This is a genomic window from Pseudomonas sp. RGM2987, assembly GCF_022952855.1.
Classification (GTDB): domain Bacteria; phylum Pseudomonadota; class Gammaproteobacteria; order Pseudomonadales; family Pseudomonadaceae; genus Aquipseudomonas.
Genome location: NZ_JALJDX010000103.1, coordinates 1 through 10961 on the forward strand (window position 1 = coordinate 1; position 10961 = coordinate 10961).

10 protein-coding genes are annotated in these 10961 nt (G+C 62.2%); 9 read left to right on the top strand and 1 reads right to left on the bottom strand.

The annotated features are described in order from the left end of the window. The coding region (locus RGM2987_RS02025) for a hypothetical protein (RefSeq protein ID WP_245138451.1) at positions 1-243 on the bottom strand (243 nt) is incomplete at its 3' end. Between RGM2987_RS02025 and argS the strand changes: the two genes are divergently transcribed. The 9 genes from argS (at position 211) to RGM2987_RS02070 (ending at position 10917) form a co-directional block, all read left to right on the top strand. After that, the gene (gene argS / locus RGM2987_RS02030; protein WP_245138454.1) at positions 211-1947 is read left to right on the top strand and encodes an arginine--tRNA ligase; all 1737 of its coding nucleotides are present in this window, start codon (positions 211-213) and stop codon (positions 1945-1947) included. The two genes, RGM2987_RS02025 and argS, sit on opposite strands and share 33 nt — an antisense overlap. Before the next feature lies 1 nt (position 1948). Further along, complete coding sequence (locus RGM2987_RS02035; protein ID WP_245138455.1) at positions 1949-2644, top strand: SPOR domain-containing protein; 696 nt, start codon at positions 1949-1951, stop codon at positions 2642-2644. Between the two features lie 263 nt (positions 2645-2907). After that, a complete protein-coding gene (gene hslV / locus RGM2987_RS02040) occupies positions 2908-3438 on the top strand; it encodes an ATP-dependent protease subunit HslV (protein WP_007968352.1) in 531 nt (176 codons plus the stop codon). 50 nt (positions 3439-3488) lie between these two features. Next, positions 3489-4826, top strand: a complete 1338-nt coding sequence (hslU, locus tag RGM2987_RS02045; RefSeq protein ID WP_245138456.1) for an ATP-dependent protease ATPase subunit HslU — start codon at positions 3489-3491, stop codon at positions 4824-4826. A 188-nt stretch (positions 4827-5014) separates the two neighbouring features. Next, entirely contained in the window at positions 5015-5392 is a 378-nt protein-coding gene (locus RGM2987_RS02050; protein ID WP_245138458.1) for a DUF971 domain-containing protein, read from the top strand. Between the two features lie 273 nt (positions 5393-5665). Continuing rightward, positions 5666-7345: a class II poly(R)-hydroxyalkanoic acid synthase gene (gene phaC / locus RGM2987_RS02055; RefSeq protein WP_245138459.1), complete on the top strand. Its 1680-nt coding sequence runs from the start codon at positions 5666-5668 to the stop codon at positions 7343-7345. Positions 7346-7584: 239 nt separating this feature from the next. Next, positions 7585-8442, top strand: coding sequence for a poly(3-hydroxyalkanoate) depolymerase (gene phaZ / locus RGM2987_RS02060; protein WP_245138461.1), 858 nt, complete (start codon positions 7585-7587; stop codon positions 8440-8442). Between the two features lie 111 nt (positions 8443-8553). Next, positions 8554-10236 carry a class II poly(R)-hydroxyalkanoic acid synthase gene (gene phaC / locus RGM2987_RS02065; protein WP_245138462.1) on the top strand — a complete coding sequence of 561 codons (1683 nt, stop codon included), beginning with the start codon at positions 8554-8556 and terminating at the stop codon, positions 10234-10236. 60 nt (positions 10237-10296) lie between these two features. Next, positions 10297-10917 (top strand): TetR/AcrR family transcriptional regulator, encoded by a 621-nt coding sequence (locus tag RGM2987_RS02070; RefSeq protein ID WP_245138463.1) that lies wholly within the window; start codon positions 10297-10299, stop codon positions 10915-10917. Positions 10918-10961 lie beyond the last annotated feature (44 nt).

Here is a 10961-nt window from a genome sequence, read left to right on the forward strand (position 1 = left end):
GTCAATCAATACCTGTATCGACTGATACACCGCCTTCGCGAGCAAGCCCGCTCCCACAAGGAACAGGGACACCCTGTAGCCTCGCAAAACTACAACAAAGCCCCCAACCGTCCCGCTACAGTTGGCAAGCCCGCCTTCGCCACGGATAATGCCCAGTTTTTCCACCAGCGCATCGAAGCGCCGCCGCGCCTGCGGTTGAAAGAGAAGACCATGAAAGACACCATTCGCCAGCTCATCCAGCAAGCCATCGCCCAACTCGTCACTGAAGGTGTGCTGCCAGAAGGCCTGTCGCCGGCGATTCAGGTCGAAAACACCCGGGACAAGACCCACGGCGACTTCGCCAGCAACATCGCGATGATGCTGGCCAAGCCGGCCGGCATGAAACCGCGGGACCTGGCGGAGAAAATCATTGCCGCGTTGCCTGCCGATGAAAACGTCAGCAAGGCTGACATTGCCGGCCCCGGCTTCATCAATTTCTTCCAGAACACCCAGGCCCTGGCCTCGCGCCTGGACGCGGCCCTTGCCGACGCCCGTATCGGCGTGCGCAAGGCCGGCCCGTTGCAGCGCACCGTGGTCGACCTCTCGGCGCCCAACCTCGCCAAGGAAATGCACGTCGGCCACTTGCGCTCGACCATCATCGGCGACGGCGTAGCGCGGGTCCTGGAGTTCCTCGGTGACACGGTGATCCGTCAGAACCACGTCGGCGACTGGGGTACCCAGTTCGGCATGCTGATGGCCTATTTGCAGGAAAACCCGGTCACCAGCGACGAGCTGTCGGACCTGGAGAATTTCTACCGCGCCGCCAAGCAACGCTTCGACGAATCCCCCGAGTTCGCCGACCGCGCCCGTGGCCTGGTGGTCAAGCTCCAGGCCGGCGATGCCGAGTGCCTGGCGCTGTGGACCAGGTTCAAGGACATCTCGCTGTCCCATTGCCAGAAAATCTACGAGCTGCTGAACGTCAAGCTGACCATGGCCGACGTGATGGGCGAAAGCGCCTACAACGACGACCTGATCAACGTGGTCAATGACCTCAAGGCCAAGGGCATGCTGGTGGAAAGCAACGGCGCCCAGTGCGTGTTTCTTGATCAGTTCAAGACCGCCGAAGGCGAGCCGCTGCCGGTGATCATCGTCAAGGCCGACGGCGGCTATCTCTACGCCACCACCGACCTGGCGGCCGTGCGCTACCGTAACGGCGTGCTCAAGGCGGATCGGGTCCTGTATTTCGTCGACCAGCGCCAGGCCCTGCACTTCCAGCAGGTTTTCGAAGTGGCCCGCCAGGCCGGTTTCGTGACCCGCCCGATGGAGATGGAGCACATGGGCTTCGGCACCATGAACGGCGCCGACGGCCGTCCGTTCAAGACCCGCGACGGCGGTACGGTGAAACTGATCGACCTGCTGACCGAAGCCCAAGACCGCGCCTACACCCTGGTCAAGGGCAAGAACCCGGACCTGGCCGAAGACGAATTGCGCAAGATCGCCAAGGTGGTGGGGATCGACGCGGTGAAATACGCCGACCTGTCCAAGCACCGCACCAGCGACTACAGCTTCAACTTCGACCTGATGCTCAATTTCGAAGGCAACACCGCGCCCTACCTGCTGTACGCCTACACCCGGGTCGCGGGTGTGTTCCGCAAACTGGGCAAAAGCTTCAACGAAGTGGACGGCCAGATCGTGCTCCAGGCCGCCCACGAACAGGAGCTGGCGGCAAAACTGGCGCAGTTCGGCGAGGTGCTGAACAACGTTGCCGACAAAGGCACGCCGCACACCCTGTGCGCCTACCTGTACGATGTGGCTGGCCTGTTCTCCAGCTTCTACGAGAACTGCCCGATCCTCAGTGCCGACACCCCCGAGCAAATGCAGAGCCGCCTGCGCCTCGCCGCACTGACCGGGCGTACGCTCAAGCAAGGCCTGGAATTGCTCGGCCTGGAAACCCTGGAGCGCATGTAAGTTGGCCGCCAAGAAAAAACCTGCCCCCAAACGCGGCGCCAGTCGTTACCAGCCTCCAGCCAAGAAACCGATCCCGGGTTGGTTATGGATGGCCATCGGCCTGAGCGTCGGCGCGTTCATTGTGTTCCTGATGAAGCTGGAGCCGGGCCAGGGCGACGACGTCAAGCGCGTCAAGCAAGAGCAGCAAAAGGCCACGCGCATCGCCGAGGCCAACAAGACCCCGCCGAGCCCGACGCAACCGGTGAAGCCGAAGTACGACTTCTACACGTTGCTGCCGGAATCGGAGGTCATCGTGCCGCCTGACGCCGTGCCGGAGAAAACCCTGCCGACACCGCAAGTGCCGACCACTCCGGTGACCCCGGCCGAAGCGGCAAAAATCGACACCGCCCGCGCCCAGGCAGCCCTGGCCGGCATCACGCCGCCACCGGCCCCGCCGGTGCAGAAGGCCGCGCCGGTGACGAAGTTCTTCCTGCAAGCCGGCTCGTTCCGCAAGGAAGCCGACGCCGACAAGGTCCGGGCGCAGATCATCCTGCTGGGCCAGTCGGTGTCGGTGGAGTCCGGGACCGTGAAGGACGAGACCTGGTATCGGGTATTGGTAGGCCCGTACAGCAACCGCGAGGAGCTGACCAAGGCCCAGAAACAACTGGCGGGCAGTGGCTTTAGCAACCTGTTGTTACAACAACGCCAGAGCCGCTGAACGTACCGCGGGTTTATGTAACGCGCTGTTGTGGCGAGGGCGCGTGCGCCCGTTGGACCGCGCAGCGGTCCCAAGCATTTGGGGCTGCTTTGCAGCCCAGCGGGAGCAAGCTCCCTCGCCACACAGTGTTCTTGCCACCTTATTGATCGGACGACACGCAGTACCACCCGTCCCCTCTCCCACCCCGCAGTTGAAAAACCCCACGCCACCCCCATATGAGTTCCATCCGGGCATTTTCGCCCCGCTGCGTGGAGACTCTTCCCTTGACCACCATCGTTTCAGTCCGCCGTCATGGCAAAGTCGTCATGGGCGGCGACGGCCAGGTTTCACTGGGCAATACCGTGATGAAAGGCAACGCGAAGAAAGTCCGCCGCCTCTATCACGGCCAGGTCATCGCCGGCTTCGCCGGGGCCACCGCCGATGCCTTCACCCTGTTCGAACGTTTCGAAGGCCAGCTTGAAAAACACCAGGGCCACCTGATCCGTGCCGCCGTGGAACTGGCCAAGGAATGGCGCACCGACCGCTCCCTGAGCCGCCTCGAAGCGATGCTCGCGGTCGCCAACAAGGATGCGTCGCTGATCATCACCGGCAACGGTGACGTCGTTGAGCCTGAGGACGGCCTGATCGCCATGGGCTCCGGCGGTGCCTACGCCCAGGCTGCGGCCAGCGCCCTGCTGAAAAAGACCGACCTGTCGGCCCGTGAGATCGTCGAGACTGCCCTGGGCATCGCCGGCGACATCTGCGTCTTCACCAATCACACCCAGACCATTGAGGAGCAGGACCTCGCGGAATAAGCCCAGGCCCAGCGCCACGGCTCATTCCTGCTTGAGGACCGCCAATTATTATGTCCATGACTCCCCGCGAAATCGTCCACGAACTCAATCGCCATATCATCGGCCAGGACGATGCCAAGCGCGCCGTCGCCATCGCCCTGCGTAACCGCTGGCGCCGGATGCAGTTGCCTGAAGAGCTGCGCGTCGAAGTGACGCCCAAGAACATCCTGATGATCGGCCCGACCGGCGTCGGTAAAACCGAGATCGCGCGGCGCCTGGCCAAACTCGCCAACGCACCGTTCATCAAGGTCGAAGCCACCAAGTTCACCGAAGTGGGCTATGTCGGCCGCGACGTCGAGTCGATCATCCGTGACCTGGCCGATGCCGCCATCAAGCTGCTGCGCGAGCAGGAGATCACCAAGGTCCGCCATCGCGCCGAAGACGCTGCCGAAGAGCGCATCCTCGATGCCCTGCTGCCGCCGGCACGCATGGGCTTCAACGCTGACTCCGCCGCGACCCAGGATTCCAACACCCGCCAGCTGTTCCGCAAGCGCCTGCGCGAAGGCCAACTGGACGACAAGGAAATCGAGATCGAAGTGGCCGAGATGGCCGGCGTCGACATTTCCGCGCCGCCGGGCATGGAAGAAATGACCAACCAGTTGCAGAGCCTGTTCGCCAACATGGGCAAGGGCAAGAAGAAAAGCCGCAAGCTCAAGGTCAAGGAAGCGCTGAAACTGGTGCGCGATGAAGAAGCCAGTCGCCTGGTCAACGAAGAAGAGTTGAAGGCCAAGGCCCTCGAAGCGGTCGAACAGCACGGCATCGTCTTCATCGACGAAATCGACAAGGTCGCCAAGCGCGGCAACGTTGGCGGCGCCGATGTCTCCCGCGAAGGCGTGCAACGCGACCTGCTGCCATTGATCGAAGGCTGCACGGTCAACACCAAGCTGGGCATGGTCAAGACCGACCACATCCTGTTCATTGCGTCCGGCGCGTTCCACCTGAGCAAGCCGAGCGACCTGGTGCCGGAGCTGCAAGGCCGCCTGCCGATCCGTGTCGAACTCAAGGCGCTGTCGCCGGAAGACTTCGAACGCATCCTCAGCGAGCCTCATGCGTCCCTGACCGAACAGTATTGCGCGCTGCTCAAGACCGAAGGCCTGAACATCGAGTTCACGCCCGAAGGCATCAAGCGCCTGGCGCAGATCGCCTGGCAGGTCAACGAGAAGACCGAGAACATCGGTGCCCGGCGCCTGCACACGCTGCTCGAACGCCTGCTCGAGGAAGTTTCGTTCAGCGCCGGTGACTTGGCCAGCGCCCACAACGAAGCGCCGATCCTCATCGATGCCGAGTACGTCAACAGCCACCTGGGTGAATTGGCGCAGAACGAAGATCTGTCGCGGTATATCCTGTAACCCGCACGCTGTGTGAGCGTGCTCCTGTGGCGAGGGAGCTTGCTCCCGTTGGGTGGCGCAGCCGCCCCAATAAGACTTGAGACTTGCGCGGCCCCGTCATTTTTGGGGCCGCTTCGCGTCCCAGCGGGAGCAAGCTCCCTCGCCACGGGTCATGCTCATAACGGGCTTCACGAGACGGACGATCGGCCATGACCAAACTCCCCACCGCCATCAACCTGCACAAAGCCTCCAAGACCCTGACCCTCAAATACGCGCCGGAAGAGGAATATCACCTGCCTGCGGAATTTTTGCGGGTGCATTCGCCTTCCGCCGAGGTCCAGGGCCACGGCAAACCCATCCTGCAATACGGCAAGCTGAACGTCGGCCTGACGAAAATCGAACCGGCCGGCCAGTACGCACTGAAATTGACCTTCGACGACGGCCATGACAGCGGACTGTTCACCTGGGAGTATCTCTATCAGTTGGCGGTGCGTCAGCAAGACTTGTGGAACGATTATCTTGGCGAGCTCAAGGCTGCCGGAAAAACCCGTGACCCGGATCAGTCCGTCGTCAAGCTGATGCTCTAGCTCAAGGGCTGGCGCTTTAGGGCGCATTTTCTAGACTCATCTGCTTGAATGCCCGCGCGACAGCGTCAATGACTGGCCTGCTTGCGAAAAAAATTAAACTCGGGTAACCAATGGAGCTGGCAAGTTCCCTGCACAGGAATCGGGGAGTTCCTTGCACCGGTTTCCTCATTGATCACGATGCGGAATGAATGGTCACCCGAGCAGCGTACCCGGTATCGGCTGTGTGGCTTGACGGCATGGTCCGTGTACTCGTCTGACAATGGAGCGTCGTAGATGAGCAACAAGAACAACGATGACCTGAAGTACCAGGCCTCGGAAAATACCCTGGGGCTCAATCCCGTGGTGGGCCTGCGCAGGAAAGACCTGCTGGCCTCGGCCCGAATGGTGCTGGCCCAGACCATCAGGCAACCGCTGCACAGCGTCAAGCACGTGACCCATTTCGGCGCCGAGCTGAGGAAGGTCCTGTTTGGCAAGTCCGAGTTGCAACCTGCCAGCGATGATCGTCGCTTCACCGACCCTGCGTGGAGCCAGAACCCACTCTACAAACGCTACCTGCAAACCTACCTGGCGTGGCGCAAGGAGCTGCACGACTGGATCGACGACAGCAGCCTGTCGCCCCAGGACATCAGCCGCGGGCATTTCGTGATCAACCTGATGACCGAAGCCATGGCCCCGACGAACTCGGCGGCCAACCCGGCGGCGGTCAAGCGTTTCTTCGAAACCGGTGGCAAGAGCCTGCTCGACGGCCTGTCGCACCTGGCCAAGGACCTGGTGCACAACGGCGGGATGCCGAGCCAGGTGAACATGGGCGCGTTCGAGGTCGGCAAGAGCCTGGGCGTGACTGAAGGCGCGGTAGTGTTTCGCAACGACGTGCTGGAGCTGATCCAGTACCGCCCGATCACCGAGCAGGTGCACGAGCGGCCATTGCTGGTCGTGCCGCCGCAGATCAACAAGTTCTACGTTTTCGACCTCAGCCCGGACAAGAGCCTGGCGCGTTTCTGCCTGCGCAGCAACGTGCAGACCTTCATCGTCAGCTGGCGCAACCCCACCAAGGCACAGCGCGAGTGGGGCCTGTCGACTTACATCGAGGCGCTCAAGGAAGCGGTGGACGTGGTCACGGCCATCACCGGCAGCAAGGACGTGAACATGCTCGGCGCCTGCTCGGGCGGCATCACCTGCACGGCGCTGCTCGGCCATTACGCCGCCCTCGGCGAGAAAAAAGTCAACGCCCTGACCCTGCTGGTGAGTGTGCTCGACACCACTCTGGACACCGACGTCGCGCTGTTCGTCGATGAGCAGACCCTGGAGACAGCCAAGCGCCACTCCTACCAGGCCGGCGTGCTCGAGGGCCGCGACATGGCCAAGGTCTTCGCCTGGATGCGCCCCAACGACCTGATCTGGAACTATTGGGTCAACAATTACCTGCTGGGCAACGAACCGCCGGTATTCGACATCCTGTTCTGGAACAACGACACCACCCGACTGCCGGCGGCGTTCCACGGCGATCTCATCGAGATGTTCAAGACCAACCCGTTGACCCGGCCCAATGCGCTGGAGGTGTGCGGCACGCCGATCGACCTCAAGCAGGTCACCGCCGACATCTTTGCCCTGGCCGGTACCAACGATCACATCACTCCGTGGAAGTCCTGCTACAAGTCGGCGCAACTGTTCGGCGGCAAGGTGGATTTCGTGCTGTCGAGCAGCGGACATATCCAAAGCATCCTCAACCCGCCGGGCAATCCCAAGTCACGCTACATGACCGGCGAGGATATGCCGGCCAAGCCCGAGGACTGGCAGGAGAACTCCACCAAGCACACCGATTCCTGGTGGCTGCACTGGCAGGCCTGGTTGGCCGAACACTCGGGCAAACTTAAAAAAGCCCCGACCGTGCTGGGCAACAAGACCTTTGTCGCGGGGGAGGCGGCGCCGGGTACTTATGTGCATGAGCGCTGACGGATGCAACTCGTCCGGTACAAGGGTGTACTGGCTCACGAACACACGTCGACAGCCGACATTGAGGTTGGATGCAAGGCCGTCTTCGCGAGCAAGCCCGCTCCCACAGTTGGATCGATGGTGAACCTGAAGTTCAGGCTCACACCGTTCCCTTGTGGGAGCGGGCTTGCTCGCGAAGGCCGCGACTCGGTCTACCGATCGATCACAGGAACCCAGACATGACCCACAGGGCTTGAAGCATGCCGCAACCGTACATCTTTCGTACCGTCGATCTGGATGGCCAGACCTTGCGCACCGCGGTACGTCCCGGCAAGCCTCACTTGACGCCGCTGCTGATTTTCAACGGCATCGGCGCCAACCTCGAGCTGGTATTCCCGTTCATCCAGGCCCTGGATCCGGACCTGGAAGTCATCGCCTTCGATGTCCCCGGCGTCGGCGGCTCATCGACGCCCAGCCGGCCGTATCGCTTTCCTGGCCTGGCAAAACTGGCCGCGCGAATGCTCGATTACCTCGACTACGGGCAGGTCAATGTGATCGGCGTGTCCTGGGGCGGTGCGCTGGCCCAGCAATTCGCCCATGACTACCCCGAGCGCTGCAAGAAGCTAGTGCTGGCCGCTACCGCCGCCGGAGCGGTGATGGTGCCGGGCAAGCCGAAAGTGCTGTGGATGATGGCCAGTCCCCGGCGCTATGTTCAGCCGTCCCATGTGCTGCGCATCGCACCGCTGATTTACGGCGGCTCGTTCCGTCGCGACCCTGGCCTGGCCGCCAGTCACGCGGCCAGGGTGCGCTCGGCGGGCAAGCTCGGCTATTACTGGCAACTGTTCGCCGGCCTGGGCTGGACCAGCATCCATTGGCTGCACAAGATCCGCCAGCCGACCCTGGTGCTGGCCGGCGACGACGATCCACTGATTCCGTTGGTCAACATGCGCCTGCTGGCCTGGCGCATCCCCAACGCCCAGTTGCACATCATCGACGACGGTCATCTGTTCCTGATCACCCGGGCCGAGGCCGTGGCGCCGATCATCATGAAATTCCTCGAGGAAGAACGTCAGCGCGCCGTGATGCATCCGCATCCTTCGCCGTTGAGTGGCGGCTGAAATCGCCCAATAGCGCCTGGCAGGACGCCGGGGCCGCGCAGCTACCCGAAACAGCGACTATGTTGTCTGGTTCGGTGTGTTTGTTTTTAGCTTGATGAAAGGAGTTGACTCATGCGCGACAAACCGGCGAAGGGCTCCATGCCCGCCCCTGCCAGCTTCATCAATGCACAAAGTGCGGTCACCGGCCTGCGTGGCAGGGACCTGCTGTCCACCTTGCGCAGCGTCGCCCTGCACGGCTTGCGCAATCCGGTGCACAGTGCCCGGCACGCGTTGCGGCTCGGCGGCCAGTTGGGGCGCGTGCTGCTGGGGGAGACCCTGCACACCACGCATCCCAACGACAAGCGCTTCGCCGACCCCACCTGGGAGCTCAATCCGTTCTATCGCCGCAGCTTGCAGGCGTACCTGAGCTGGCAGAAACAGGTCAGGAGCTGGATCGATGAATGCGGCATGAGTCCCGATGACCAGGCCCGCGCGCACTTCGCCTTTGCCCTGCTCAACGACGCGGTGGCGCCTTCCAACACTTTGCTCAACCCGCTGGCAGTCAAGGAGCTGTTCAATTCCGGCGGTACCAGCCTGGTACGGGGCATCAGTCACTTGGTGGATGACCTGCTGCACAACGACGGATTGCCCCGACAAACCACCCCCCACGCCTTCGAAGTCGGCAAGACCCTGGCAACCACGCCCGGTGCCGTGGTGTTTCGCAATGAAATGCTGGAGCTGATCCAGTACCGGCCCATGAGCGAAAAGCAATACGCCAAGCCGTTGCTGATCGTGCCGCCGCAAATCAACAAGTTCTATATCTTCGACCTGAGCCCTTCCAACAGCTTCGTCCAGTACGCGCTGAAAAACGGCTTGCAGGTGTTCATTGTCAGCTGGCGTAACCCTGATGTACGCCATCGCGAATGGGGCTTGTCCAGCTATGTCGAAGCGGCGGAAGAAGCCATGAACGTCTGCCGGGCAATCACCGGCGCCCGTGAGGTCAACCTGATGGGCGCCTGTGCCGGCGGCATGACCATCGCGGCGCTGCAAGGCCACCTGCAAGCCAAGCGCCAGCAGCGCCGGGTCGCCAGCGCCACCTACCTGGTGAGCCTGCTGGACAGCCAGATCGACAGTCCGGCGACGTTGCTCATCGACGAGCAGACCCTGGAAGCCGCCAAGCGTCGCTCCTACCAGAAAGGCATCCTCGACGGCCGCGACATGGCCCGGGTGTTCGCCTGGATGCGGCCCAATGACCTGATCTGGACCTACTTCATCAACAACTACCTGCTGGGCAAGGAACCGCCGCCGTTCGATATCCTGTACTGGAACAACGACACCACCCGTCTGCCGGCGGCACTTCATGGCGACTTGCTGGATTTCTTCAAGCACAACCCGTTGACCCACCCCGGCGGCCTGGAAGTGTGCGGCACGCCCATCGACTTACAGAAAGTCACAGTAGACAGTTTCAGTGTGGGCGGTATCAACGACCACATCACCCCGTGGGACGCGGTCTATCGCTCGACGCTGCTGCTGGGCGGCGACAAACGCTTCGTGCTCTCCAACAGCGGCCACGTGCAAAGCATCCTCAACCCGCCGGGCAACCCCAAGGCCAATTACCTTGAAAGCCTGAAACTGAGCAGCGATCCGCGAGCCTGGTACTACGACGCCAAGCACGTCGAGGGCAGTTGGTGGACGCAGTGGCTGGACTGGATCCAGGCGCGCTCCGGCGCCCAGCACGAGACCCAGATGACCTTGGGCAACGCCAGCTACCCACCCATGGAAGCAGCCCCCGGCAACTATGTTCGCGTGCGCTGAAGACCTCACACCACGGCCGGGCGGTTGGCCGTGGCACGACTTGATCACGAAGAAGGCCGGATGAAAACCCGCGATCGTATCCTTGAATGTGCCCTGCAATTGTTCAATGAAAAGGGCGAGCCGAACGTCTCCACCATGGAAGTTGCCAACGAAATGGGGATCAGCCCCGGCAACCTCTACTACCACTTTCACGGCAAGGAGCCGCTGGTCCTCGGGCTGTTCGAGCGATTCCAGGCCGAACTGACGCCGCTGCTGGACCCGCCCGCAGATGCACAATTGGCGCCGGAAGACTATTGGTTGTTCCTGCACCTGATCGTCGAGCGCCTGGCCCAGTACCGGTTTCTGTTCCAGGACCTGTCGAACCTGGCCGGGCGCCTGCCGAAGCTGGCCAAGGGCATCCGCCAGTTGCTCAACGCCCTGAAGCGCACCCTCGCCTCACTGCTCGCCCAGCTCAAGGCCCGGGAACTGCTGGTCAGCGACACACAGGCGCTAGGTCAGTTGGTAGAACAGATCACCATGACCCTGCTGTTCTCATTGGATTACCAGCGAATCCTGGGCCGCGAAGGTGAAGTGCGGCTGGTGGTCTACCAGGTCATGATGCTGGTGGCACCGCATCTGCCCCCTGCTGCCAAAGGCGCGACCGAGCAACTGGCGTTGCGATACCTGGAAGAACACGATTAGCAACCTGTGGGAGCGGGCTTGCTCGCGAATGCGCTGGGTCATCC

Bases quoted from the DNA above. Each gene is read 5' to 3' on its own strand.
- argS (WP_245138454.1), top strand. From the start codon at position 211: ATGAAAGACACCATTCGCCAGCTCATCCAGCAAGCCATCGCCCAACTC.
- hslU (WP_245138456.1), top strand. From the start codon at position 3,489: ATGTCCATGACTCCCCGCGAAATCGTCCACGAACTCAATCGCCATATC.
- RGM2987_RS02050 (WP_245138458.1), top strand. From the start codon at position 5,015: ATGACCAAACTCCCCACCGCCATCAACCTGCACAAAGCCTCCAAGACC.
- phaC (WP_245138459.1), top strand. From the start codon at position 5,666: ATGAGCAACAAGAACAACGATGACCTGAAGTACCAGGCCTCGGAAAAT.
- phaZ (WP_245138461.1), top strand. From the start codon at position 7,585: ATGCCGCAACCGTACATCTTTCGTACCGTCGATCTGGATGGCCAGACC.
- phaC (WP_245138462.1), top strand. From the start codon at position 8,554: ATGCGCGACAAACCGGCGAAGGGCTCCATGCCCGCCCCTGCCAGCTTC.
- RGM2987_RS02070 (WP_245138463.1), top strand. From the start codon at position 10,297: ATGAAAACCCGCGATCGTATCCTTGAATGTGCCCTGCAATTGTTCAAT.